A 25,954-nucleotide genomic window follows, 5' to 3' on the forward strand; every position below is an offset into this window, starting at 1 on the left:
CCGCGGCAGCGGCGCAACCCCAGGAAAAAAAACCCCGGCGCAGGGCCGGGGCAGGGGGAGGGTGGAGCGTGACGCGCGCGGTCAGTCCAGTGGCTTGCCGCCGAACTTGTAGGTCACCTGCAGGAAGTAGCTGCGGCCGAACGAGTCGAACCACGAGGTGTCGTAGTACGGGTAGTTGGACCAGGTCGCGTCCTCCGGCGGCATCTCGTCGAGCAGGTTGTTGATCGACAGCGACAGCCGCAGGTGGTCGTTGACGTCGTAGCGGGCGCCCGCGTTCACCCGCCAGGTGGCCTCGGTCCACGCGTCGTTGTTGTAGTTGGCGACGCGGCCCAGGTAGGTGCCGAACAGGCTGGCGCCCCAGGCTTCGCGCTCCCAGTTCACGCCCAGGTTCGACTTCACCCGCGGCAGGGTGGTGGCGGCGAAACTCACGTCCAGCATGTCCTCGGTCGGGTCGCCGGGGTACAGCTGGCGCGTGTGCTCGTGCTGCCAGGTGTAGTTGCCGGTGAAGCGGAAATCGCCGGCGCTGGCGGTCTGCAGGCGGTAGTTGGCGGTGACGTCGACGCCCGAGGTCTTCTCGCGGGCGATGTTGATCGGGCTGAAGTGGACGCTGGTGATGGTGCCGTCGGTGTCGCGGATCACCCGCGAGATCGCGTCGACGCAGGTCGGCGAGTTGATGTCCACCGCGGTGCCGTCGTCGGTCACGCCCAGCCGGCAGTCGGCCTCGGTGGCGCGCAGGCGCTCGCGGTCCTGGGCCTGCACCTGGTTGCGCACCTCGATCCGGAAGTAGTCCACCGCGATGTCGAAGTTGGCGGTCGGCGACCACACGAAGCCGGCAGTCATCGACTTGCTGGTCTCCACGTCCAGCTCCATGTTGCCGGTGTAGACGTCGAAGGTGCTCACATCCCAGCTGCCGTCGTCGTAGCACTCGCCGTCGGTGTAGCCGGGCTCGTCGGTGCGGCACTGGTAGTAGTCGGTGGCGAAGCGCGTGCGGTAGTAGTCGTCGCCGGCGAACAGGTAGTGCATGTCGGGTGCACGGAAGCCGGTGCCGTACGAGCCGCGCACCAGCAGGCTGTCCAGCGGACGCCATTCCAGGCCCAGGCTGTAGGTGAACTTGCCGGGATCCTTGTTGCCGTAGCTGTAGCGGTCGTAGCGGCCGGCCAGGCTCGCCTGCAGGCTGGGCAGCAGCGGCATGCGCAGCTCGCCCGCCGCGCTCCAGTGGTCGCGGCTGCCCTTGCCGTCGCCGTACCGCGGGCCGTAGTACGCATCCTCGGTCAGCGCCAGCGGATCCGGGTTGATGTCGTAGCTCTGGCGGCCGTATTCGACGGCGGCGGCGAAGCCCACGTCGCCGGCCGGCAGGGTGAACAGCGTGGTGGTGTCGGTGGTGAAGCTGAGGTTGTCGTTCTTGGCCACCGGGTGCCAGCTCGACATCACCCCGAAGGTCGCGAACTGCGCCGGGGTGAGCGGCGAGAACAGGCGCGTCGGGTCGGCGTCGTAGATCGCGTAGCCGTCGTCGTCGTAGCCCAGCCGCGGGCCGAGGAAGAATTCATTCGCCGCCGCCGCGCTGATCCGCGGCATGTCCACGTCGGCCTTGTACTCGGAATGGTTGTACGCCGCTTCCCAGCCCCAGTCCTCACCGAAGCCGCCGTTGAAGCCGGTGGTCAGCGCCACCGTCTTCTGGGTGGTCTTGTTCATGCGGTTCTCGAGCCCGCCGATTTCCTCCGGCGCGAACTGCCGCGACCAGATCTCGTAATGCCCGGTCGCGGCATTGAAGAACATCTTGTTGCGATAGTTGTTGGTCGATGCCGGGTCGTGGAACTCCCAGCCCATGTGGTCGCTGGCGACGTCGTTGCCGTTGGTGCCGGTCAGCAGCTTCACGGTCTGCTGCGCCAGCTGCACGTCGGCGAACCAGGACAGGGTGTCGGAGATGCGGTACTCGAACGCGCCGTAGGCGCTGGCGCCCGTGCGCTGGTTCTGGATGGTTCGGTACGCGATCGCGCGGTCGCTGCCGCAGTAGGGCTCGCCGAAGCGGTCGTCGGCGGCCACCGTGGTGCCCTCGTTGAGGCCGGCCAGCGCGGCGCAACCGTCGGCGGGCGCGATGTTGACGTCGTCGTCCCAGTCGTAGACCTGCGCGACCAGGCGCGGCAGCCGCCGCCGCGCGGTCGGCGCATCGAGGGTGGAATCCTGGATGCCCCGCTCGTAGCCCCACAGCGGCTTCTTGTCGATCAGCTCCAGGCCGACGATGCCGCTGAAGCCGCCGCGCTCGAAGCCGGTGGACAGGGTCAGGTTGTGGGATTCGCCGCCGCCGCGCGAGGTGTCGCCGTAGCGGTAGTCGACGGTGATGCCGTCGGTGGACTTCTTCAGGATGAAGTTGATGACGCCGGCCATCGCGTCCGAACCGTAGACCGCCGACGCGCTGCCGGTCAGCACTTCGATGCGGTCGATCATCCCGAGCGGGATGTTGCCGATGTCGGTGAAGTTGCTCCGGCTGTTGAGCGGCAGCGGGAAGTCGGCGATGCGGCGGCCGTTGACCAGTACCAGGGTGTGGTTCGGGCCCATGCCGCGCAGGTCGACCGCCTGCGCGCCCGGCGTGGACTGCGCGCTGGTGGTGTTCTGCTGGCCCTGCACGCTGCCGCTGTTCTGGCTGAGCGAGCGCAGCACCTCGGGCACGGTGGTCAGGCCGGAGGCCTTGATCTGTTCGGCGGTGACCACGGTGATCGGCGCCGGGCCCTCGACCTGCGCGCGCGGAATGCGCGAGCCGGTGACCTGCACGGTCTCCAGGTTGGTGACCTGGGTATCGGCAGTGGCCTGCGCCTTCGGTGTCGCCGCCGCGCGCGGCGCTGGGGCCGGGGCGGGCGCCGCGGCCGCGGGCACGATCAGCACCGCGCCGGAGGCATCGCGCTGGGCGCGGAAGCCGCTGCCCTTCAGCAGCCGGTCGAGGCCGCCCTGGCTGGAGACCGCGCCGCGCACGCCGGCGCTGCGCGCGCCCTTGAGCTGGTCAGCGCGATACACGAGCTGGGTGCCGGACTGGCGGGAATAGGCATCCAGCGCGCTGGCGAGGTCGCCGGCGGGGATGTCGAGGGTGATGGTGGCGGTCTGCGCCTGCGCGGCCAGCGCGGCCGAACAGGCCAGCGACAGCAGCAGGGCGCGCAACGGGCGGTGCGAAGTCATGCAGGTGGTTCCCCCAGGGCGCTCGACGTGGCGCCATCCGCCACCAAGACGAACGAACCCGGAAAATCCCCCCGGTGGCAGGGGATCAGCGGCTGCGCAGGACGATGCGCTGGTCCTGGCGCTCGGCGCGGACCGGGAAGCCGGCTTCCAGCAGGCGCACGAAGCCGTCGGCGTTGTCGCCGCGGAAGTTGCCGCCGATCCGCAGCGCGGCCACCCCGGCGTCGCCGATCACCAACTGGCGCGTGTTGTAGCGGTTGAACTCGGCCACCGCCTGCGACAGCGGGGTATCGCGGAACGCGAGCATGCCGTCGCGCCAGCCCAGCAGGTGGTCGGCCTCGCTGGCCGCCATGCTCTGCACCAGCACGCCGTCGGCGGTGACCAGGGCGACACTGCCGGCCGGCAACAGCGCCGAGGGGCGCGCGGCGCCGCCGGCGGCGGGGGACTGCAGGCGCACGGTGCCCTCGGTCACCACCACCCGCAGCCCGGGCTCGTCGCGGCGCACCGAGAAGCGGGTGCCCACCGCGACCACGTCGTAGCCGTCGGTCGCGACCACGAACGGCCGCGACGCATCCTTGGCGACCGCGAAGATCGCCTCGCCGCGCAGCAGGTCCACCCGGCGCTCCCCGCGCGACAGGCGCACCTCGATCCGGCTGTCGCCGGCCAGGGTCGCGCTGGAGCCGTCGGCCAGGGCTTGCGTCGCGACTTCGCCAACCGCGGTGCGGAAGCTGGCGGCATCGACATGCTGGCGATCGCGCCAGGCCCAGCCGGCGAACAGCGCGCAGGCGACGATGCCCGCGGCGGTCGCCAGCCGCCAGCGCGCGCCCGTGGCGCGGGGACGGGGCCGCGCCGGCGGTCGCGCGGCGATCGCCTGCAGCAGTTGCGCGCGACGGTCGCCGGGGGCGGCATGCCAGATCCCGCGGGGCGGCACGCCCTGTCCTTGCCAGCCGGCGCCCAGTGCCTGCAAGCGCCCGGTCTCCTGCCATGCGGATTGCAGGCGCAGGAACGCCACACGGTGCGCGGTCGCGGCCTCCAGCCAGGCCGCCAGCGCGGCGGCGTCGGCATCCGACCAGCCGTCGCCGTCCAGGCGCGCCAGCCAGTCCGCCGCCTGCGCCTCGACGCGGTCGGCGTGGCCGGGCGCGGGATCAGTCGGCGTGCCGGCGGACATCGTCCAGGTCCTCGTGGCCGCCGCCGGCGCGCGCCGCTTCGTCGCCCCCGAACAGGTGCGCGGCGAGCATCCGCATGCCCTTGGCGATGTGCTTCTCGACGGTTTTCTCGCTGATGCCCAGGCGCATGGCCACGTCCCTTTGCGACAGATCCTCGACGCGGCGCAGCCACACCACCTCGCGGCAGCGGTCCGGCAGCCGGTCGAAGGCGTCCGCCAGCCGCAGCAGGGCCTGGCGGCCGCCGCTCCAGCGTTCGGGCGACACGTCATCCACCAAGACGGACGAGGGCTCGAAATCACCCATCGGCTCGATCGAGACCACCCGGCTGCGGCGCAGGCGGTCGGTCATCAGGTGGCGTGCGCTGGCGAACAGGAACGACTTCGGCTGCGCCGGCACCACCCTGGCGGCCGCCTCGTAGACGCGCACGTACAGTTCCTGGCGCAGGTCCGGGACCTCGTCGCGGGCGGGCCAGTGGCGCAGCAGGTAACGCGTGAGCGCATCCTCGTGGACGAGGACGTGTTCCAGGAACCAGCGATCGAGCGCGTCGGGCATCCGGGCACCATAGCGGATGCGCCGGCCGCGCGGACGGGGGAATTCGCGCCGCCGTTCGTCCAGCATGGGGGACGGCATACATGGGAGACGCGGGACGATGAAGCGACGCACGGGATGGTCGATGCTGCTGGCGGCGGTGCTCGCGCTGCAGCCGGCGATGGCGGCGATGGCGGCCGACGTGGGGCATTACGTGCTGGGCGACACCCGCGCGAAGACCCCGGGCAAGGTCCAGCCGGGCCTGCTGCTGATGGGCGGCGGCGACCGCAACTTCGACGCGATGCGCTGGTTCATGCAGCGCGCCGGCAACGGCCACATCGTGGTGTTGCGCGCATCCCAGGGCGGCGAGATCGGCGAGGAGTTCTACCGCGAGGTCGGCGGCATCCAGTCGGTCGAGACCTTCGTGTTCAAGGATCGCGAGGCCGCCACCGACCCCGCGATCCTGGCCGCGCTCAAGCGCGCCGACGGCATCTTCCTGGCGGGCGGCGACCAGTCCCGCTACGTGCGTTTCTGGCGCGGGACGCCGGTGGCTGCGGCGCTGGATGCGCATGTGCGCGCCGGCAAGCCGCTGGCCGGCACCAGCGCCGGCCTGGCCATCCAGGGCGAGTACCTGTACGGCGCGATGGACGGCGGCAGCCAGGTCACCCCGGCCGCGCTGGCGGACCCGCTGGGCGACGGCAACACCATCGAGACCGACTTCCTGCACTTCGCCGCGCTGAAGGGGATCATCACCGACACCCATTTCAGCGAGCGCGGGCGGCTTGGCCGCCTGGTCGCGTTCGTGGCCAAGGGCGAGCACCTCGCCGGCCGGCCGCTGGTCGGGCTGGGCGTGGACGAGGACGCGGCGGTCGCGGTCGCCGGCGACGGCACCGCGCGCATCTACGCCACCGCGCCGGGCGCCGGCGCGACCGTGGTGCGCGGCGGCTTCGCCCAGCGCCAGGCCGAGGACGCGCCGATGAACCTCGACCGCGTGGACGTGGTGGTGGCCGGCGTCGACTCGGTGTTGCACCTGCCGTCGGCGCGCGTCGAGCGGCCGCTGGCGGAACGCCGCTACGCCGTGCGCAATGGCGTGCTGGTGGCGCTGGACCAATCGCGGCTGGTGATCCATGGCGGCGCCGGGGTCGAACCCGGCGACCTCACCCCGGACGAAGAGCAGGCCGCGCGTGCCGCGCTGGAAGCCGCGCTGCGCGCCGGACACGCCAGGCTGCAGGCCGGCGGCTCGCCAGTGGATGCGGTGACCGCCGCGATCACCGTGCTCGAGGATGCGCCGCAGTTCAACGCCGGGCGCGGCGCGGTGTTCACCCACGACGGCCGCAACGAGCTCGACACCTCCCTGATGGATGGCGCGACCGGCAAGGCCGGCGCGGCGGCCGGGCTGCACCGGGTGAAGAACCCGATCCTGCTGGCGCGCGCCATCATGAACAAGTCGAAGCACGTGATGATGGTCGGCGACGGCGCCGAGGCGTTCGCCAAGGCGCAGGGCATCGCGCTGGTCGACCCATCCTACTTCCGCACCGAGAAGCGCTGGAAGGCGCTCCAGGACGCGCTGAAGCAGGAGGCGCAGGCGCAGGCAAGCAACACGCCGCTGGTGCTGCCGGGCAAGGCCTATTTCGGGACCGTCGGGGCGCTGGCGCTGGATGCACGAGGCCATCTCGCCGGCGGCACGTCGACCGGCGGCATGACCAACAAGCGCTACGGGCGCGTCGGCGATTCGCCGATCATCGGCGCCGGCACCTGGGCCGACGACCGCTGCGCGGTGTCCGGCACCGGCTGGGGCGAGTACTACATCCGCGCCGCGGCCGCCCACGAGATCTGCGCGCGGGTGCGGCTGGCCGGCGATCCGCTGGCGCGCGCGGCCGACCGCGTGATCAACCAGGACATCCCGAAGGCCGGAGGCGACGGTGGCGCGATCGCGCTGGGCGCCGACGGCAGCGTCGCCTTCCCGTTCAACACCGGCGGCATGTACCGCGGCTGGATCGGTGCCGACGGCGTGCCGCACGTGGCGATCTACAAGACCGACGCGCTGGAGATGCCCGGCCGCTGAGGCCCGCGTGCGTGGCGGGTGCCGGGGTCATCGCTCCGAGTGCCCGCCCTCGTCGTAGTCGCGCGGGGCCAGCACCTCGGGCTTGATCAGGTCGACGAAGGCGCGCGCCTGCGCCGACAGGAACTTGCCCTTGCGCATCACGATGCCGTAGCTGCGCGAGGGGAACCAGCGCGCCAGCGAGCGTGCCGCCAGCCGCTGGCGGTCGGCCTCGGTCAGGCAGATCGCGGTGACGATGCTGATCCCCAGGCCCATCGCCACGTACTGCTTGATGACCTCCCAGCCGCCGACCTCCAGCGCCACCGTGTACGGCACGCGGTTCTGCTGGAACACCAGGTCGACCAGGCGATAGGTGGTCAGGCGCTTGGGCGGCAGGATCAGGCCATACGGCGAGAGATCCTCCAGCCGCAGGTCGCGCTTGGCCGCGAGCGGATGGTCCGGCGGCATGATCAGCATCGGCTCGAAGCGGTAGACCGGGGCGTAGCCGAGGTCCGCGGGGACATCCAGCATCGAGCCCACCGCCAGGTCGACGGCGTCGTTGCGCAGCAGGTCCAGCCCGCCCGCGCCGGTGACGTTGTGCAGGGTCAGGCGCACGTCGGGGTGGCTGCGCCTGAAGGCGTCCACGATCCCGGGCAGCAGGTACAGGATGGTCGAGCTGCCGGCGGCGACGTTGAGCTCGCCGGCATCCAGCCCGCGCACCTGCTCGCGGAAGTGGGCGGCCAAGTTGTCCAGGCCTTCCACCAGCGGGCGCGCCATCTCGTACAGCAGCTCGCCCTCGCGGGTGGGGGTGAGCCGGCGCCCGCTGCGCTCCAGCAGGCGCACGCCCAGTTCCCGTTCCAGCGCCTGCAGCTGCAGGGTCACCGCCGGCTGGCTGAGGTAGAGCGCCTCCGCCGCACGGCTGACCGAGCCCAGGCGCGCGACCTGGCAGAACGCCCGTAGGGGCTTCAGGCGGGAGCCCTTGTAGGCGAAGCGGAGGGCGCCGGAACCGCTTTCGGCCATTGATCTGATTACAGTATTTGGAAATTTCATAGTACGCATTGACAAATCTGGTTTGTCAAATACCAGACGCGGGCGGATGGTTCGTTTCCCCACGATGCCGCTGTCCCGGAGTCCCCGATGTCCGCAGTCCTGCAAGCCCAGCCGCAGCCCGCCCACGTCCTCCAGCGCCTGCCCGGGCAGGACGCGTTGCTGACGCCGGAGGCGCGCGCCTTCCTCGCCGACCTGCACCGCCGCCACGAGGGCGAGCGCCAGGCTCGGCTCGGCGCCCGCCGGGCCCGCCAGCAGGCCTTCGATGCCGGCGCGCTGCCCGACTTCCGCCGCGACACCGCGGCGATCCGCGCCGCCGCCTGGCGGGTCGCGCCGGTGCCGGCCGCGCTGGCCGACCGCCGGGTCGAGATCACCGGGCCGGTCGACCCGAAGATGGTGATCAATGCGCTGAACTCGGGCGCCAGTTGCTACATGGCCGATTTCGAGGACAGCACCAGCCCGACCTGGGAGAACCTCGTCGCCGGCCAGCAGGCGCTGCGCGAGGCCGTCGCCGGCACCCTGCAGTTCACCGCCCCCGCCGCCGACGGCGCGCCCGGCAAGCAGTACGCGCTGGGTCCCGAGGCCGAGCGTGCGGTGCTGATCGTGCGCCCGCGCGGCTGGCACCTGGACGAGAAGCACGTCGAGGTGGACGGCGAGCGGATGTCGGCCTCGCTGTTCGACCTCGGCCTGTTCGCCTTCCACAACGCCCGCGCCCTGGCCGCGCGCGACCGCGGCCCGTACTTCTACCTGCCGAAGCTGCAGTCGATGGAGGAGGCCGCGCTGTGGGACGCGGTGATGGCCGACATCGAGGCCCGCCTGGGCCTGCCGCGCGGGCAGATGAAGGCGACCGTGCTGATCGAGACGCTGCCCGCCGCGTTCGAGATGGACGAGATCCTGCACGCGCTGAAGGACCGCGTCGTCGGCCTCAATTGCGGGCGCTGGGACTACATCTTTTCCTACATCAAGACCCTGCGCCGGCATCGCGACCGGGTCCTGCCGGAGCGCGGCCAGGTGACCATGGTCCAGCCGTTCCTGCGCGCGTACTCGGAGCTGCTGATCCAGACCTGCCACCGGCGCGGCGCCCACGCGATGGGCGGGATGGCCGCGCAGATCCCGATCAGCGGCGATGCCGCGGCCAACGAGGCCGCGCTGGCGCGGGTGCGCGCGGACAAGCTGCGCGAAGTCACCGCCGGCCACGACGGCACCTGGGTGGCGCATCCGGCGCTGATCCCGCTGGCGCGCGAGGTATTCGACGCCGGCATGCCCGGGCCGAACCAGTTGCACGTGGCGCGCGACGACGTCCATGTCGAGGCCGCGGACCTGCTGCGGCCGTCGCTGGGCACGATCACCCGCGCCGGCTTCGAGGGCAACGTCGAGGTCTGCGTGCGCTACCTCGCGGCCTGGCTGGACGGCAACGGCTGCGTGCCGATCCACCACCTGATGGAGGACGCCGCCACCGCCGAGATCGCGCGTGCGCAGCTGTGGCAGTGGCTGCACTACGCGGATGCCGGTGGCGAGCCGCTGCACCTGGACGACGGCACCCCGGTCGATTTCGCGCTGCTGGAGCGCGCCTTCATCGGCCTGCCCTCCCGCCTCAACGACCGCCTGCGGATGCCCGGCGCCAGCCGCGTCAACGAGGCGATCGGGCTGCTCGACCGGCTCACCCACGCCGACACGCTCGCCGATTTCCTGACCCTGCCCGCCTACGAACGCCTCGACTGATCGTCGACCCCGCCCCCTTTTGCAGCACCCCCACGAGGACACCACCATGAAGAGCCACCTGCCGACCGCCGAACAATTGAAGCTGGACTGGGCGAACAACCCGCGCTGGGCCGGCGTGACCCGCACCTATTCCGCCGAGGACGTGGTCCGCCTGCGCGGCACCGTGCACATCGAGCATTCGCTGGCCCGCCTCGGCGCGGAGAAGCTGTGGAAGTCGCTGCACAAGGAGGACTTCGTCAACGCGCTCGGCGCGATGACCGGCAACCAGGCGATGCAGCAGGTCAAGGCCGGGCTGAAGGCCATCTACCTGTCCGGCTGGCAGGTCGCCGCCGACGCCAACCTGGCCGGCGAGATGTACCCCGACCAGTCGCTGTACCCGGCGAACTCGGTGCCGCAGGTGGTCAAGCGCATCAACAACACCCTGCTGCGCGCCGACCAGCTGCACCACGCCGAGGGCGACGACAGCATCGACTTCCTGCAGCCGATCGTGGCCGACGCCGAGGCCGGCTTCGGCGGCGTGCTCAATGCCTACGAGCTGATGAAGGGGATGATCGAGGCCGGCGCCGCCGGCGTGCACTTCGAGGACCAGCTGGCCAGCGTCAAGAAGTGCGGCCACATGGGCGGCAAGGTGCTGGTGCCCACCCGCGAGGCGGTGGAGAAGCTGACCGCGGCGCGCCTGGCCGCCGACGTGATGGGCGTGCCCACCCTGATCGTCGCCCGCACCGATGCCGAGGCCGCCGACCTGCTGACCTCCGACGTCGACGACAACGACAAGCCGTTCTGCACCGGTGAGCGCACCGTCGAGGGCTTCTACAAGACGAAGAATGGCCTCGACCAGGCGATCAGCCGCGGCCTGGCCTATGCCCCGTACGCCGACCTGGTCTGGTGCGAGACCGGCAAGCCCGACCTGGAGTTCGCGCGCAAGTTCGCGGAGGCGATCCATCGCAAGTACCCGGGCAAGCTGCTGGCCTACAACTGCTCGCCCAGCTTCAACTGGAAGAAGAACCTCGACGACGCGACGATCGCGAAGTTCCAGAAGGAACTCGGGGCGATGGGCTACAAGTTCCAGTTCATCACCCTGGCCGGCTTCCACGCGCTGAACTACGGCATGTTCGACCTCGCGCACGGCTACGCCCGCCGCCAGATGAGCGCGTTCGTCGAGTTGCAGGAGAAGGAGTTCGCCGCCGCCGACCGTGGCTTCACCGCGGTCAAGCACCAGCGCGAGGTGGGCACCGGCTACTTCGATGCGATCACCCAGACCATCCAGGGCGGACAGAGCTCGACGGTGGCGCTGAAGGGCAGCACCGAGGAAGAGCAGTTCCACGGCGAGCGCGTCGCCGCCTGAGCCCGCGCCACGTCCCCGTTCGCCGGCATGCGCCGGCGGATGGACGATGCGGAAAAATCCCGTCCCCGTGCAGGCCGGCCGCGAGACCGGCCTGCGTTGCTTCGGGGAGATGAACGCGGTGCTATCCTCCAAGCTCCTAGGGATCCGGGACTGGCGCGGGGCAGGGACGGGCGTGGTCGCACATGCACACATCGCCGATGCGCGCGCGGACGACGACGTCAACGCGTCCGCGCTGACCGCCGACGAGTACGCCTTGTTCGCGCAAGTGGCGCGCACGCGTCGGGTCGAGGCCGGCCAGCGGCTGTTCCTGCGCGGCGACTTGGGCACGTCCATGTTCGTGATCGCGCGTGGCGCGGTCGACCTCGATTTCGGAGACGACCTGGTCGGCAAGCGCCTGGGCATGCGCGCGTTCTTCGGCGAACTGGGCCTGCTGATCGGTGACCATGCGCGCAGCGCCGACGCGGTGGTGGCCGAAGACGGCGTGCTGCTGGAGCTGGGACGCAGCGAGTTCGACGCATTGGCCGGACGCGACCCGGCCCTGCTTTCGCAGTTCCTGCGCCGCGCGATCATGCGCGTGGTGTTCAACGAGCAGGCGCTGATCGGGCGCCTGCGCCGGCGCAATCAGGAGCTGCAGACCGCGCTGGACACGCTGCGCGCCACCGCGCACCGGCTCAACCAGACCGAGGTACTGACCCGCACCGACGAATTGACCGGCCTGTTCAACCGCCGCGGTTTCGTCGCGCACCTCGACCAGCGCAGGCGGCACAGCAGCCTCGCCGGGCTGACCTTGCTGCTGGTGGATTGCGATCGCTTCAAGGACATCAACGACGCGCACGGCCACCTGGCCGGGGACCGGGTGCTGCAGGGCGTCGCCAACCTGCTGCGGGCGGTGGCCGGGCCGGACGACGTGGCGTGCCGGCTCGGCGGCGACGAGTTCTGCCTGCTGGTCCACGGGCGGGGCCAGGACGAGCTGCTGCGCATGGCCGACTACGTGGTGGACAGCGCCCGCGTGCTGCGCGGCATGCACAGCAAGGCGCCGCAGATGACCACGCTCAGCATCGGCGCCTGCACCATCGTCGCCGGTCGCGAGCCCGACCCCCGTGACGGCGACGAGTGGGAACGCTGGTACACCCAGGCCGACACCGCGCTCTACCGCGCCAAGCGCCTGGGCGGCGATCGCGTGGAGTGGCAGGACTAGGCGTGCAGGCCTTCCCGCAAACCCCGCAGGTGCGCACCCTGCTGCTCACCGACCTGGTCGACTCCACGCAGTTGGTGGAGCGACTCGGCGATACCGCGGCCGCCGAGTTGTTCCGCGCGCACGACCGCATGGTGCTGGACCTGCAGCAGCGCTGGCGCGGGCGCCTGATCGACCGCAGCGACGGCCTGCTGCTGTTGTTCGAACGGCCGATCGACGCACTCGGCTTCGCCCTCGACTACGTGCGCGGGCTGCGCGACCTTGGCCGCGAGCGCCAACTCAAGCAGCCGTTGCAGGCCCGCGCCGGCCTGCACGTGGGCGAGGTGTTGGTGTGGGAGAACAGCCCGGATGCGGTGCGCCTGGGCGCCAAGTCGTTGGAAGTGGAGGGCCTGGCCAAGCCGCTGGCCGGGCGCCTGATGGCGTTGGCGCGCCCTGGGCAGATCCTGCTGTCCGCCACCGCCGAGCCGCTGGCCCATCGCGCTGCGCGCGAACTCGGCGAGCGCGGCGAACTGCTGGTGTGGAAGTCCTATGGCCGCTGGCGCTTCAAGGGCGTGCCCGAGGCGCAGGAGGTGTTCGAGGTCGGCGAACCCGGGCTGGCGCCGTTGCGGATGCCGGCGCATACGCCCAAGGCCTGGCGCGACCTGCCGCTGTGGCGGCGCCCGGTCGCGTTGGCGGCCGAGGCGTTGCTGGTGGCCGGCATCGCGCTCAGCGGCTGGTTCCTGACCCGGCCGCAGCCGGCGATCGCCTTCAACGAACGCGACTGGGTGGTAGTCGGCGACTTGCGCAACCTCACCGGCGACCCGCGCCTGGACGACGCGCTTGAACAGGCATTCCGGATCAGCCTCGAGCAGTCCCGCTACGTCAACGTGCTCAGCGACCTCAAGGTGCGCGACACGCTGGGGCGCATGCAGCGCAAGCCGGACGACCGCGTGGACCGCAACCTGGGCTCGGAGATCGCCCTGCGCGACGGCGCGCGCGCCGTGCTGCTGCCCACCGTCGCGGAAGTCGGCGGGCGGCTGCGGGTGAGCGCCGAGGTGATCGATCCGCATACCCAGACCACGGTCTACGCGGTGTCGGCCGATGGCCGTGGCGTGGAGTCGGCGCTGGGCTCGATCGACACCGTCACCGACCAGTTGCGCGAGAAGCTGGGCGAGGCGATGCAGAACGTGCAGAAGACCTCGGTGCCGTTGCCGAACGTGGCCACGCCCAGCCTGGAGGCATTGAAAGCGTTCGCGGTGGCGCGCAACGTGGCCAGGACCACCGCCGATCGCGAGCAGGCGCTGGGCTTGTACCGGCGAGCCCTGCAGCTGGACCCGGAGTTCGCGCTGGCGCATGCGGACATGGCGCGCGTGCACGCATCGCTTGGCGAGGTCGCGCTGGCGGCCGCCGAGTGGCGCAAGGCGTTGCAGTTCCCGCAACGGCTGTCGCCGCAGGAGCGGCAATCGATCGAGTTGATGCTGCTGCAGCATGGCGCCGTCGACGCCTATTTCCGCAAGGCGAACGAGTACGTGGCGCTGTATCCCGACGACTACCGCACGTTGAGTCGCCTGGCGACCAACATCTGGCACCAGCGCAACGATTTCCGGGCCGCGGAAGCATTGGCGCGTCGTACGCTGGTGCCGCAATACGACCGACTCGCCATCAGTCACGACACTCTGGGCACCTACCTGCTGGGGCAGGACAAGCGCGATGCGGCGTTGGTCGAGTATCGCAAGGCGAGAACCCTCGGCTTCTCGGCATACGCCGAGTTCTATGCGCGCGCTTTCGATCTGCACGGCCAGCATGCCGAGGCCGACAGGGTGTATCTGGCGAGCACAAGCGGTCGCAAGGGCTGGCAGGGCGATGCCGGCGTGGTCACCTGGATCGATCGCGGCGATTGGCGCAAGGCGGGTGAGGCTGCGCGCCGTTGGGCGGCGGAGGCCGAAGCCTCAGGCGATACGGTCGAGTTGCTGCGCGCGCGGGCGGCGGAGGCCAGTGTCGCCAGCTTGGGAGGCGGGGGCAACGACGCGGCCGCCAGGCGCGTGCTGCTCGAGTCCGCGGGCAAGTGGGGCGCGGAGGCCGATGCCGCATTCCCGCCGACGTCGACCGAGGTCCGCTTGTATGCCGGCCTGCTCGCGGCCCACGCCGGTGATCGCGCCGGGGTGGACGCGGCGCTGGAGGCGACCCGTGCCAGCCCGATCCTGCGCGACTATCCGACCGTGACCCAGCTGCAGCAGGTGCTGTTGGCCGAGCAGTCGCGCCTGGATGGCAAGCCGCAGGCGGCGGTCGAGCGCTTGGCTCCGCTGGCACGACAGGACACCGCGCTGGTGGCCGTGCACTGGGCGCTGATGCGCGCCGCGCATGCGTCTGGCGATGCGGCGATGGCCGATGCGCAAGCGAAGTGGCTGGCAACCCATCGCGGGCGGGTCTTCACCGAAAGCACCACCAGCGAAGTGCTGCGCTTCTTCAACATCGCGGTGTCGAACGACGCGCGCGACAAATCAGCGCCTGCCGGCAATAACTGATACCTGAAAACGAGGCTGCCCCGGCAGCCAGGCGGCCGGGGCATCGCATCGCGTGGTGGCGCAGGTCAGTAGCCTTCTTGGGCCGACAGCGCGCAATCGTATCCTTGGATCCCCACCATCAACGCTTCGATCTTGCTGCGCTGTGCCTTGATCTGCGCCGGCGACGCCAGCGTGGCGCCGGGCTTCAGCGCGATGCACGGCGCTTCCTCGGTGTGGCCGAGCGTGCGCAAGGCATCGGCAGGCGCCTTCGCGAACGCGGCGCGGAACGCCTCGTCGCTTTCCAGCTTGTCCAGCAGCTTCTTGGCGATGCCTGGCGGCAAACCCGCCGGTCCGTCCTGTGCCATGGTGTTCCCCCGTGTGAATGGAACCCGGACAATATCACCGCAACGAGGCAGTGCGGTGGTGGGCCATGGCGATCAGGCGTTGTGCGGTGGCGTGGCTGGAGCCGCGCGAGGTGGCGAACTTCCAGCTCGACGACCTGCTGTCCGGAGGCACCGGCATCGTCAGCCGGCTAGCGTGGTTCGCGCATGCGCCGCACCTGCCGGAGGCGATCGAGATCGATGCCGCGCTGGTGCCGCTGGTCGGCGCGCTCGGCCCGCTGGACTGGATCGAACGTGGCGACCTCGAGGCGCGCTTCGGTGCCGAAGCGGTGGAGGCGATGCTCGCCAACGGCGTGTGGGTCAGCAACGCGGCGGACGATCCGCTTGCGGCTGCGGATGAGGCCTTGCGCACGCAGGGCTGGTATCCGGCCACTGCGGTGGCACACATGGCCTCGCGCTGGGAGGGCGTCGACGGTCCGAAGGGCATGGCCGAGCAGGACCTGGACAGCAACGAAGGCATCCTGCGCAACCATGGCATGCCGCCATCGCATGCATTGCCTTCCGCGACCACGGCAGCCGATGTCGCCCTGCCGGCCATCGCCCGCGACGACTTCGACGCCCTGCTCGATACCCGCACGACCTGCCGCAACTACGACCTCGACGCGGTGTTGCCGCTGGCGACGTTTTCGCAGCTGCTGGCGCGGGTGTTCGGCGCGCGCGGGATCGGCCGCCCGGCACCCGGCTTCGAGGTGTTCAAGCGCACCAGCCCGTCCGGCGGTTCGCTGCACCCGACCGAGTGCTACCTGATCGTGCAGCGCGTGGACGGGATCGCCCCCGGGCTGTACCGCTACCGCATCGATGGGCACGCGCTGGAAGCGGTGATGCCGGGGGTCGCCCCGCCGCAGCCCGGTGATGCTGGTACCTGTGCACGGGGTGATGCCGCGCCGCGTGCGTGGAGCGCAGACGAATTGCGTGCATTCGCGCGAATAGCGGTGGCCGGGCAGGACTTCTTCGCCGACGCGGCGGTGCTGTGCGTACTGGCACCGCGCTTCCATCGCAATTTCTGGAAATACCGCAACCACGCCAAGGCCTATCGCGTCTGCGTGCTCGACGTCGGCCACCTGTCGCAGACCTTGCAGCTGTGCGCCACGCAGGCCGGGCTGGGCCCGTTCGTCACCGGCGCGATCAACGAGGTCGACCTCGAGCGTGCGTTCGGCATGGCGGGTTACGCGCAGAGCCCGCTGGTGGTCTGCGGCTTCGGCAAGCGCGCGGCCACGCTGGTGAAGTCCGAGTTCGATCCCAACCGCAGGGCGTGGCCGCGCGGGTGACCCCGCGCGGCCGCCGTCGCGTTACTTCTTCACCTCGGCGGTGTGCGACTTCAGGGCCTCGGCGAGCCCGGGCACGCCGTCGGCGCCGGCCGGCACCTGGATGCTGGAGCCGGTGAAGTCGCTGCCGATCGGCTGCGATCGCCCGCCCAGGCACTGGCCCAGGAAGCCCTCGGTGACGGCGTTGAAGGCCTTGTTGTTCTCCGGCCGCGCGAAGCCGTGGCCTTCGTCCGGGAACAGGACGTAGGTGACCGGGATCTTCTTGTCCTGCATCGCCTTGACGATCTGGTCGCTCTCGGCCTGGTTGACGCGCGGGTCGTTGGCGCCCTGGCCGATCAGCAGCGGCTTGCTGATCTTGTCGACGTGGCTGATCGGCGAGCGCTCCGCCAGCAGCTGCTTGCCGGATTCGGTGCGCGGGTCGCCGACGCGCTTGGCGAACTGCTCGAAGAACGCGGCCCAGTACGGCGGGATGGTGGCCAGCAGGGTGTTGAGGTTGGACGGCCCGACGATGTCCACGCCGCACTTGAACGCGTCCGGGGTGAAGGTCAGCCCGACCAGCGTGGCGTAGCCGCCGTAGCTGCCGCCCATGATCGCGACCTGGTCCTTGGTGGTCACGCCGCCCTTGACCGCCCAGTCGACCGCATCGATGAGGTCGTCGTGCATCGCCGCCGCCCATTGCTGGTCGGACTTGTTGATGAAGGCCTTGCCGAAGCCGGTGGAGCCGCGGTAATTGACCTGCAGCACGGCATAACCGCGGTTGGCCAGCCACTGCGTGTAGCCCGAGTAGCCGTAGCCGTCGCGGGCCCACGGACCGCCGTGCACCAGCAGTACCATCGGCACGGCGGTGTCGGCCTTGCCGTCTGCATTGGCATCCGCGTGCCTGGGCAGGGTGAGGTAGCTGACCAGGGTCAGGCCGTCGCGCGACTTGATCTCCTGCGGCCACATCGGCACCAGCGGCTTGCCCTCCAGCGCCGGGCGCGCGGAGAACAGCTTCTCCGGCGTGCCGCCGCGTACGTAGCGGTAGTACGCCACCGGCGTTTCAGCCGCGCTGTAGGCGACGATCCAGGTCTTGTCGTCGAGCGTGCGCGCGGTGACGCTGAAGTCGCCCGGGCCGATCGCCTTGAGCTTGTCCATGTCGGCGGCGATCGCGGGATCGACCACCTTCCATTCGTTCTTGAGGTAGTCGACCGCGACCGCCTGCGCTTTGCCGGTCTTCGGGTCGTCCAGCGATCCGCCGATGTCGGCGCGCGCGTCCTCGGCGACCAGCGTCTTCGCGCCGCTGGCGGTGTCGATGGCGTACAGCGCGGCGGTGTCGCGGCCGCGCGAGTCGATGAAGTACTGGGTCTTGCCGTCCACCGTGAAGCCGCCCGGCGCGGTGGTCAGCGAATCCGAGAACGGGATGTCGCCGACCAGCTTCCAGCCGCCCTTGCCATCCGGTTCCAGCAGGTCGCTGCCGCCGTCGGCGCGCGACTTGGTCGCCATCCGCACCTTGAAGTCGGGGTCGGCGATGTAGCTCGCGAACTCGCCGGTGTTCTTCTGCACCAGAGTGCGCTGGCCGCTGGCGAGGTCGACTTGGTACAGGTCGTGCCAGCTGGGGTCGCGGTCGTTCATCCCGACCAGCACCGACTCGGGGTGCAGGTAGCTGACGCCGACGACGTAGGCGCGGGTCTTGGGGAAGTTGCTGAGGTCGCGCGCCTGCCCCGAGGCGAGGTCCACCGAGAACAGGTGGAAGTTCTCGTCGCCGCCGGTGTCGCGCATGTACAGCAGGGTGTCCGCGCGGTGACTCCAGAAATACTCGCGGATGCCGCGCGCCTTGTCGTCGGTGACCGCGCGGGCCTTGGCCGGGTCGTCGGCGGGCGCGACCCAGACGTTCATCACGCCGTCGACCGCGGCCACCCAGCTGAGGTACTTGCCGTCCGGGCTGATCTGCACGTTGGCGCGCTCGGGGTTGCCGAACAGCGCGTCACGCGGGATCAGCTCGACGTCGGCCAGTGCGACGGGCTTGCTGGCCGGCGGCGTGGCGGCATCGGCGGCGGGGTTGGAGCGCTCGCAGCCGGCGAGCACGCAGGCGGCGAGGGCGGCGGAGAGCAGGGTGCGGTGCAGGTGCGCGTGCATGGACGATCCCCGGTGGTGTGTACGACACCAATACGCGATCCCGGGGTGGTCGCGGACGTGCCGGAAGTTCAGGCGGCCTCGCGGGCGCTGCCGCGGTCCAGGCGCCGGTAGCCGATCGCCTCGGTCAGGTGCGGGGTCTCGATGCCCGCGCTGTCGGCGAGGTCGGCGATCGTGCGGGCCACCCGCAGGATGCGGTGCAGCGAACGCGCCGACAGCTGCAGGCTGTCCACCGCGCGTTCCAGCAGGGCGGTATCGCGCGGGGCGAGTCGGCAATGCGCCTGGGTCTGGCCTTGATCGAGGTGGGCATTGGCCGCGCCGGCACGGGCCAATTGGAGTGCGCGTGCCGCGACCACCCGCTCGCGCACCCGTTCGCTGGCTTCGCCGCCGGGCGCCTCCGGGCGCAGCGCGGTCGGCGGCAGGCGCGGGACCTCGACGTGCAGGTCGATGCGGTCGAGCAGCGGACCGGAGAGGCGATGGCGGTAGCGCCGGATCATCTCGTCGTTGCACAGGCAGCGGCCGGAGGGATCGCCAGCCCAGCCGCAGGGGCAGGGGTTCATCGCCGCCACCAATTGGAAGCGCGCCGGGAAATCGCAGTGCCGTGCCGCGCGCGAGATGCTGACGCTGCCGGATTCCAGCGGCTCGCGCAGCACCTCCAGCGCGTGCCGGCTCCATTCCGGGAGCTCATCGAGGAACAGCACGCCGTGGTGGGCCAGCGAGATCTCGCCCGGGCGCGGATCGGCGCCGCCGCCGACCAGCGCGACCGCGCTGGCGGTGTGGTGCGGGGCCCGGAACGGGCGCTGGCGCCAGCGCGCCAGGTCCAGGCCGCGGCCGCTGGCGGAGGCGATCGCGGCGGCTTCCAGGGCTTCGGCGTCGGTGGGTTCCGGCAGGATCCCGCACAGGCGCGAGGCGAGCAGGGTCTTGCCGCTGCCGGGCGGCCCCACGAACAGCAGGTGGTGGCAGCCGGCGGCGGCGATCTCCAATGCTCGACGCGCATGCGCCTGGCCGCGCACGTCGGCGAGGTCGGGCGAGGGGCCGGGCTGCGCGGTCGCGGGTTCGGCGCGGGGCAGTTGCCTGCGCCCGTCGAGCGCGGCGCAGACTTCGAGCAGGGTGCGCGCGGTGTGCACGTCGACGTCGGTGGCGAGCGCGGCCTCGGCGCCGTCGCCGGGTGCGACCAGCAGGCGATGGCCGGCGGCGCCGGCGGCCAGCGCCGCCGCCAGCGCGCCATCGACGCCGCGGATCTCGCCGGTCAGGGCCAGTTCGCCGACGAATTCCCAACCGGCCAGCGCCTCGTTCGCCAGTTGCCCGCTGGCGGCCAGGATGCCCAACGCGATCGCCAGGTCGTAGCGCCCGCCGTCCTTGGGCAGGTCCGCCGGGGCGAGGTTGACGGTGATCCGGCCGTTCGGGAAATCCAGTTGCGCGCACTGGATCGCCGCACGCACGCGGTCCTTGGCCTCGCGCACCGCGGCCTCGGGCAGGCCGACGATGTGCATCGCCGGCAGGCCGCCGGCCAGGTGCACCTCGACCCGCACCTCGGGCGCGCGCACGCCCACCCGCGCACGGCTGTGCACGATCGCAAGTCCCATGGTGGCGGCCCTCAGTGCTGGGGCGGCTTGGATGCGTCGCCGGCGGCGGCGAGTTCGGCGAGCTGCCGTTCCAGCGCCTCCAGCTTGTCGCGGGTGCGCGCCAGCACCGCGCGCTGCACGTCGAATTCCTCGCGGGTGACCAGGTCCAGCTTGCCGAGCCCGGCCTGCAGCACCGACTTGAAGTTCTGCTGCAGTTCCTCCCGGCCCTCGCGCAGGCCCGGCGGGACCAGGTTGCTGAGGCGGCGGGCGAGGTCGTCGAGTTGGGCGAGGTCGATCATCGAGGCGGTCTTCATGGGCGGCTCCTGCGGCCGGCGGGCCGTTCCCGACAGGCTGCGGCGCCGGGGGCGCCGCGTCCGTCGGCGCAGGACGCGTCGCGGGGTGGGGGAATTCCCAGCCTTGCGCGGCGCCAGTATGCAGGGTCGCCGCGCGCTATGCTCGCGCCATCGAGCGAAGGAGCACGCGATGAAAATGGTGATGGCCATCATCAAGCCGTTCAAGCTGGACGATGTCCGCGAGGCGCTGGCGGAGGTCGGCGTGGCCGGCATCACCGCGACCGAGGTCAAGGGCTTCGGCCGGCAGAAGGGCCACACCGAGCTCTACCGTGGCGCCGAATACGTGGTCGACTTCCTGCCCAAGATCAAGCTGGAGGTGGCGGTGACCGACGACCGCGTGGACGTGGTCACCGAGGCGATCATGCGCGCGGCCGGCACCGGCAAGATCGGCGACGGCAAGATCTTCGTGTGGGGCCTGGACCAGGTGGTGCGGATCCGCACCGGCGAGATGGACGCCGACGCCCTCTAGCGCGGTCAGGCTTCGGCGCGGTCGCGGCCGCGCTGCTTGGCGCGGTAGAGCGCCGCATCGGCGCGGTCGAGCAGGCTGTCGCGGTGCTCGTCGCGCCGGCATTGGGCGATGCCGATGCTGACGCTGACCCGCAGCTCCGGGTCGATCTTCGGGAAGCGCAGCCCGCGCGTCGCCTCCAGCAAGCGTTGCGCGACCACGGTGGCCTGCGCGAGGCTGGTTTCCGGGCACACCACCACGAATTCCTCGCCGCCCACCCGGCCCAGCGGGTCGCGCCCGCGCAGCTGGGCCTCCCACGCGTCGACCGCGGCGCGCAGGACGGCATCGCCGGCCGCGTGCCCGTAGCGGTCGTTGACCGTCTTGAAGTGGTCGAGGTCGAGCATCAGCAGCGACAACGGTTTCTCCTCGGCATGCGCTTGCGCCAGCGCGCGCGCGGCCTCGTCCTCGATCCCCATCCGGCTGGCCGCCCCGGTGAGGGGATCCCGCATCGCCAGCGTGTGCATCGCCCGCGACCTGGCGCGCTGGCGCCAGGCCAGCGATGCCAGCAGGGCGACCAGCAGCGCGCCCAGCGCCAATGCGGCGGTTTGCCAGCGGCGAACGCGTTCCAGCACCGCCACTTCCTGCTGCTTGCCCAGCGCTTCCGCGCGCAGCCTGCGGTTGTCCCATTCGCGGCGCTGGATCTCGGATTCGTACTCCAGCAGGAGGCCCTGTTGGAGCCGCATCTTGCCCTGCAGCTTGAGTTGCAGGCCGGCGTAGCGCTTGTAGTCTTCCAGCGCGGCGGCGGTCCAGCCGAGCGCCTCCTCGCTGGCGGCGCGCGCCTTGAACAAGTCGGCGAGGTAGCGCTGGTTGCCGTTGCGTTCGATCAGCGGCTGCGCCTGCCGGTACCGTTCCATCGCGCCGATATGCTGCCCTTGTCGCGCCAGGGCTTCGCCGGTGAGCAGCAACAGCATGTCGTCGTTGGAGGTGTCTTGTTCGGCGGCAAAGCCGGCCCGCGCCAGCGCCAGCGTCTCCAGCGCGGCCTTCGGGTCGCCGAGGGCGACCTGCGCCCCGGCGAGGCCCAGGCGCGCGGCATTCGCGCTGTAGTTGTCGCGTTCGCGCTCGGCGATGGCGAGCGCGCGCCGGAATGCATCGCTGGCCTTCTCGGGGGCGCCGGATTCGTCGTGGAGGAAGCCGAGCTGGATCAGGTTGGTGGCCACGGCCTCCCAGTCGCCGCGCGCTTCCAGGCGCGTCGCCGCCGCCTCGAAATGGCGGCGCGCCTGTTCGAAATCGCCCATCCGCCGGTAGCCGATCGCCATGCTGAGCATCAGCGATTCGACTTCGCCTTCGATCCCCGCGCCGCGATAGGCGGCACGCGCGCGCTGGAAATCCAGCATCGCGCGCGCCTGCTCGCCGAGCAGGGACAGGATGTCGCCGCGTGCATGCAGCGCCTCGCCGAGGAGTTGCTGCTCGGGCCCGCCTTGCAGCAGCGCGATGGCCTTGTCGATCTCGGGCAGGCCGCGCTGCGAACCGCTGGCGGCCATCAGGTAGGCGGTGCGGCACAGCATCGCGCGCGCCTCGGAGGCCACGTCGCGGACGTCGCGCGCGCGGCGCAGCGCTTCGTCGGCGTAGGCCAGGCCCTGCGCCGGATCCTTCCAGCGATCGCTGCCGCAGTACAGGGCGCGGAAGCGTGCGTCGCGGAGCGGATCGCCGGCCGGCAGCTGGGCGCGCAGGCGTTCCAGGTCGGCGTCGTAGGCCGCGCGGGTGGCATCGAGCGAGGCGGGACCGACCACGCGCTGGAAGGTCTGGTCGAATGCAGCGGCGCGGGTGCTGCCGGGCTCGGCCTCGTCGCGACGGACGACGTCGCTGGCATGCGCCGCCCGCGCGCCCGCCAGCGCGGCCACGAGCAGGATCGCCGTCAGGATCGTCAAACGGCCTCGCACAGCCTGTCTTCCATCGCCCGGGAACGCCACCCTATCCAGCCGAGGATACCCGCACCGTGCGCCCGGTCGCACTTCGTCCGCGGTCAGCCGGCGGCCAACGCCTCGGCCACGAACGGCGGCAGCGCCTGCGCGCCCTTGTGCAGGTCGGCGCTGTAGTAGGCGGTCTTGAAGCCCTTGGCGCGCGCGTCGGTTTCGCGGAAGCCGAAATCGGCGCCGGCGGCCTTCTTCGCCATCGTGCAGCTCCACCAGCCGGTGGGGTAGCAGGGCTGCGGGAACGGCAGGGTCTGGAAGCTGGCGAAGCCGGCCTTGCCCATTTCCGCGCGCATCTCCCTGATCAGGTCGAGCAGGACCAACGGCGATTCCGACTGCTGCACCAAAATGCCGTCGTCCTTCAGCGCGCGGTGGCAGCTTTCGAAGAAGGCCTGGTTGAACAGGCCCTCGGCCGGCCCGACCGGATCGGTGGAGTCCACGATCACGATATCCACGCTGCCGGGCGCGCAGTTCGCCATGTAGGCGATGCCGTCGTCCCACAGCAGTTCCGCGCGCGGGTCGCCGTTGGCCTCGCACAGTTCGGGGAAATACTTCTCCGCCATCCGCGTGACCTGCTCGTCGATGTCGCACTGCACGGCCTTTTCCACGCCGGGGTGGCGCAGCACCTCGCGCAGCGTGCCGCAGTCGCCGCCGCCGATGATCACCACCCGCTTGGGATCGGCGTGGGTGAACAGCGCCGGGTGCGACATCATCTCGTGGTAGAGGAAGTTGTCGCGGGTGGTGAGCATCATCGCGCCGTCGATCAGCATGACGTTGCCCCAGTCGGTGCTCTCGTAGATCTCGATGTGCTGGAACGGCGACTGCACCTCGTCCAGCTTGCGGGTCACGCGGAAGCCGATCGCCGAGCCGGCCTTCTCGAAATGCTCGTGCAGCCAGGTGGTCTCGGTCATCGCGGTGGGTCCGGGCAGCCAGGTGGGGCGCGGATTGTAGCGGATGCCCGATGACCGGGACGCCGGCGCGGCGCACGCCCGGGGCGCAAGGCCTACAATGCGCTCCCCCCGATCCCCGGCGCTCCCGACATGACCGATTGGTCGCCCGACCAGGCCCGCAAGACCTACTCGATCCCGCACTGGGCCGACGGCTACTTCGACGTCGACGCGCAGGGCCGGATCGCGGTGCGTCCGGCCGGCGCCGACGGCCCGGTGGTCGCGCTGCCGGAGATCGTCGACACCGCGATGAAGTCCGGTGCCAAGCTGCCGGTGCTGGTGCGCTTCCCCGACATCCTCGGCCACCGCCTGCGCAAGCTGCAGTCGGCGTTCGCCCAGGCCCAGCAGGACTGGGACTATGCCGGCGGCTACACCGCGGTGTACCCGATCAAGGTCAACCAGCACGCCGGCGTCGCCGGCACCCTGGCCTCGCACCACGGCGAGGGCTTCGGCCTGGAGGCCGGCAGCAAGCCGGAACTGATGGCCGTGCTGGCGCTGAGCCGCCCGGGCGGGCTGATCGTCTGCAACGGCTACAAGGACCGCGAATACGTCCGCCTGGCGCTGATCGGCCGCAAGCTGGGCCTGCAGACCTTCATCGTCATCGAGAAGCCCTCCGAGCTGAAGCTGGTGCTGGAAGAGGCGCAGGCGCTGGGCGTGCAGCCCTGCCTGGGCGTGCGCATGCGGCTGGCCTCGCTGGGCGCGGGCAAGTGGCAGAACAGCGGCGGCGACAAGGCCAAGTTCGGGCTCGACCCGCGCCAGCTGCTCGACCTGTGGAAGCGCCTGCGCGACGCCGGCCTCGGCGACTGCCTGCAGCTGCTGCACTTCCACATGGGCAGCCAGATCAGCAACGTGCGCGACATCGCCAACGGCATGCGCGAGGCGACCCGCTACTTCGTCGAGCTGTCGCGGCTGGGCGCGCGCGTGCGCTACCTCGACGTCGGCGGCGGCCTCGGCATCGACTACGAGGGCACCCGTTCGCGCTCGTACAACTCGGTCAACTACAACATCGGCCACTACGCCTCCAGCATCGTGCAACCACTGGCCGAGGCCTGCGCGCAGCACGGGCTGGCGCCGCCGCGCATCGTCACCGAGTGCGGGCGCGCGATGACCGCGCACCACGCGGTGCTGGTGGCCAACGTGTCCGAGGTGGAGCGCGCGCCGGAGGGCCGCGTGCCGGAGTCGCACGCCGACGAGTCGCACCCGGTGCGCCAGCTGCGCGACCTGCACGCGGAGCTGCCGCAGCGCCCGGCGGTGGAGGTCTTCCACGAGGCCGCGCAGGCGCACGCCGAAGGCCTCGCGCTGTACGCGCTGGGGCAGGTCGACCTGGTCCAGCGCGCGCGCATCGACGACCTGTTCTACGCCATCGCGCACGCGGTCAAGGCGCGCCTGACCTACGACGAGAAGAGCCACCGCGACCTGCTCGACGAACTCAACGAGCGCCTGGTCGACAAGTACTTCGTCAACTTCAGCGTGTTCGAGTCGATGCCGGACGTGTGGGCGATCGACCAGGTGTTCCCGATCGTGCCGATCGAGCGCCTCGATGAAGCGCCGACCCGGCGCGGCGTGATCGCCGACCTGACCTGCGACTCCGACGGCAAGATCGACGTGTACGTCGAGAACGAGGACCTCGACTCCTCGCTGCCGCTGCACGAGTTGCGCCCGGGCGAGCGCTACCGCATCGGCTTCTTCCTGGTCGGCGCGTACCAGGAGATCCTGGGCGACATCCACAACCTGTTCGGCGACACCGACGCGATCGAGGTGCGCACCGACGGCGACGGGTGCCGCATCGTCCAGCAGCGCCGCGGCGACACCACCGACGTGATGCTGGACTACGTGGGCTACAAGCTCGACGACCTGCGCCGCCGCTACAAGGCGCTGGTGACGTCGGCCGGGCTGGAAGGCCCTGAGGCCGACCGCCTGAACGAGGCGCTGGAGCGCGGGTTGACCGCCTATACCTATCTCAGCGACGAGCCGCTGGACTGAGCCGGGCCGCGGGGCCGCGCTGCGGCCTAGCGGTCGATGCGTGCCTGGGTCGCGGGGGGGGGGGGGGGGCCCCCCCCCCGCCCCCCCCCCCCCCCCCCCCCCCCCGCCGCCAGCGCGCCATCGACGCCGCGGATCTCGCCGGTCAGGGCCAGTTCGCCGACGAATTCCCAACCGGCCAGCGCCTCGTTCGCCAGTTGCCCGCTGGCGGCCAGGATGCCCAA

18 protein-coding genes and 2 pseudogenes are annotated in these 25,954 nt (G+C 71.0%); 9 read left to right on the forward strand and 11 right to left on the reverse strand.

What is annotated here, in order from left to right; translation table 11 throughout:
- Window positions 1-81: 81 nt before the first annotated feature.
- The 3 genes from ON759_RS08615 to ON759_RS08625 form a co-directional block, all read right to left on the reverse strand.
- Entirely contained in the window at window positions 82-3,168 is a 3,087-nt protein-coding gene (locus ON759_RS08615) for a TonB-dependent receptor (protein ID WP_271679966.1), read from the reverse strand.
- Window positions 3,169-3,253: 85 nt separating this feature from the next.
- Complete coding sequence (locus ON759_RS08620) at window positions 3,254-4,333, reverse strand: FecR family protein (RefSeq protein ID WP_271679967.1); 1,080 nt, start codon at window positions 4,331-4,333, stop codon at window positions 3,254-3,256.
- The gene (locus ON759_RS08625) at window positions 4,311-4,883 is read right to left on the reverse strand and encodes an RNA polymerase sigma factor (RefSeq protein WP_271679968.1); all 573 of its coding nucleotides are present in this window, start codon (window positions 4,881-4,883) and stop codon (window positions 4,311-4,313) included. The genes ON759_RS08620 and ON759_RS08625 overlap by 23 nt, the downstream gene beginning before the upstream one ends.
- 289 nt (window positions 4,884-5,172) lie before the next feature.
- Here ON759_RS08625 and ON759_RS13945 point away from each other — a divergent pair.
- Together ON759_RS13945 and ON759_RS13950 are read left to right on the forward strand one after the other, a co-directional pair.
- Window positions 5,173-5,490 (forward strand): annotated as a pseudogene (locus ON759_RS13945) (Type 1 glutamine amidotransferase-like domain-containing protein); the annotation flags it as partial.
- A 426-nt stretch (window positions 5,491-5,916) separates the two neighbouring features.
- Window positions 5,917-6,924, forward strand: a complete 1,008-nt coding sequence (locus ON759_RS13950; RefSeq protein ID WP_374380989.1) for an isoaspartyl peptidase/L-asparaginase family protein — start codon at window positions 5,917-5,919, stop codon at window positions 6,922-6,924.
- Between the two features lie 27 nt (window positions 6,925-6,951).
- Here the strand turns inward: ON759_RS13950 and ON759_RS08635 are convergent, their stop codons facing one another.
- Window positions 6,952-7,920, reverse strand: coding sequence for a LysR family transcriptional regulator (locus ON759_RS08635; protein ID WP_271679970.1), 969 nt, complete (start codon window positions 7,918-7,920; stop codon window positions 6,952-6,954).
- A 117-nt stretch (window positions 7,921-8,037) separates the two neighbouring features.
- Between ON759_RS08635 and aceB the strand changes: the two genes are divergently transcribed.
- The 4 genes from aceB to ON759_RS08655 all read left to right on the forward strand — a co-directional run bounded on the left by aceB (window position 8,038) and on the right by ON759_RS08655 (window position 14,713).
- Window positions 8,038-9,669, forward strand: a complete 1,632-nt coding sequence (aceB, locus tag ON759_RS08640) for a malate synthase A (protein WP_271679971.1) — start codon at window positions 8,038-8,040, stop codon at window positions 9,667-9,669.
- Between the two features lie 46 nt (window positions 9,670-9,715).
- A complete protein-coding gene (aceA, locus tag ON759_RS08645; RefSeq protein WP_271679972.1) occupies window positions 9,716-11,014 on the forward strand; it encodes an isocitrate lyase in 1,299 nt (432 codons plus the stop codon).
- A 172-nt stretch (window positions 11,015-11,186) separates the two neighbouring features.
- Window positions 11,187-12,212 (forward strand): GGDEF domain-containing protein, encoded by a 1,026-nt coding sequence (locus ON759_RS08650; protein ID WP_271679973.1) that lies wholly within the window; start codon window positions 11,187-11,189, stop codon window positions 12,210-12,212.
- Window positions 12,213-12,214: 2 nt separating this feature from the next.
- On the forward strand, window positions 12,215-14,713 hold the full coding sequence (locus tag ON759_RS08655) for a putative peptide modification system cyclase (RefSeq protein ID WP_271679974.1): 2,499 nt from the start codon (window positions 12,215-12,217) through the stop codon (window positions 14,711-14,713).
- Window positions 14,714-14,778: 65 nt separating this feature from the next.
- Here ON759_RS08655 and ON759_RS08660 read toward each other — a convergent pair whose 3' ends face one another.
- Window positions 14,779-15,057 (reverse strand): NHLP-related RiPP peptide, encoded by a 279-nt coding sequence (locus ON759_RS08660; protein ID WP_271679975.1) that lies wholly within the window; start codon window positions 15,055-15,057, stop codon window positions 14,779-14,781.
- A 65-nt stretch (window positions 15,058-15,122) separates the two neighbouring features.
- On the opposite strand from ON759_RS08660, the gene ON759_RS08665 reads away from it, so the two are divergent.
- Entirely contained in the window at window positions 15,123-16,361 is a 1,239-nt protein-coding gene (locus ON759_RS08665) for a putative peptide maturation dehydrogenase (protein WP_271679976.1), read from the forward strand.
- A gap of 21 nt (window positions 16,362-16,382) precedes the next feature.
- Here the strand turns inward: ON759_RS08665 and ON759_RS08670 are convergent, their stop codons facing one another.
- From ON759_RS08670 to ubiK, 3 genes are all read right to left on the reverse strand, one after another.
- A complete protein-coding gene (locus tag ON759_RS08670) occupies window positions 16,383-18,461 on the reverse strand; it encodes a S9 family peptidase (protein ID WP_425608467.1) in 2,079 nt (692 codons plus the stop codon).
- 80 nt (window positions 18,462-18,541) lie between these two features.
- Window positions 18,542-20,056, reverse strand: a complete 1,515-nt coding sequence (locus tag ON759_RS08675) for a YifB family Mg chelatase-like AAA ATPase (protein WP_271679978.1) — start codon at window positions 20,054-20,056, stop codon at window positions 18,542-18,544.
- A gap of 11 nt (window positions 20,057-20,067) precedes the next feature.
- Entirely contained in the window at window positions 20,068-20,334 is a 267-nt protein-coding gene (gene ubiK, locus ON759_RS08680; RefSeq protein ID WP_271679988.1) for a ubiquinone biosynthesis accessory factor UbiK, read from the reverse strand.
- Window positions 20,335-20,518: 184 nt separating this feature from the next.
- Between ubiK and ON759_RS08685 the strand changes: the two genes are divergently transcribed.
- Window positions 20,519-20,857, forward strand: a complete 339-nt coding sequence (locus tag ON759_RS08685) for a P-II family nitrogen regulator (protein ID WP_271679979.1) — start codon at window positions 20,519-20,521, stop codon at window positions 20,855-20,857.
- A gap of 5 nt (window positions 20,858-20,862) precedes the next feature.
- On the opposite strand, the gene ON759_RS08690 is transcribed toward ON759_RS08685, so the two are convergent.
- Complete coding sequence (locus ON759_RS08690; RefSeq protein ID WP_271679980.1) at window positions 20,863-22,761, reverse strand: tetratricopeptide repeat-containing diguanylate cyclase; 1,899 nt, start codon at window positions 22,759-22,761, stop codon at window positions 20,863-20,865.
- 95 nt (window positions 22,762-22,856) lie between these two features.
- On the reverse strand, window positions 22,857-23,714 hold the full coding sequence (gene speE, locus ON759_RS08695; protein WP_271679981.1) for a polyamine aminopropyltransferase: 858 nt from the start codon (window positions 23,712-23,714) through the stop codon (window positions 22,857-22,859).
- A gap of 129 nt (window positions 23,715-23,843) precedes the next feature.
- Here speE and speA point away from each other — a divergent pair, with 129 nt between their 5' ends.
- Window positions 23,844-25,733 (forward strand): arginine decarboxylase, encoded by a 1,890-nt coding sequence (speA, locus tag ON759_RS08700; protein ID WP_271679982.1) that lies wholly within the window; start codon window positions 23,844-23,846, stop codon window positions 25,731-25,733.
- A 77-nt stretch (window positions 25,734-25,810) separates the two neighbouring features.
- Here the strand turns inward: speA and ON759_RS14015 are convergent.
- Window positions 25,811-25,954, reverse strand: a pseudogene (locus ON759_RS14015) (magnesium chelatase domain-containing protein); the annotation flags it as partial.

Origin of the sequence: Thermomonas mangrovi (assembly GCF_028201335.1) — a bacterium.
Taxonomy (GTDB): Bacteria; Pseudomonadota; Gammaproteobacteria; order Xanthomonadales; family Xanthomonadaceae; genus Thermomonas; species Thermomonas mangrovi.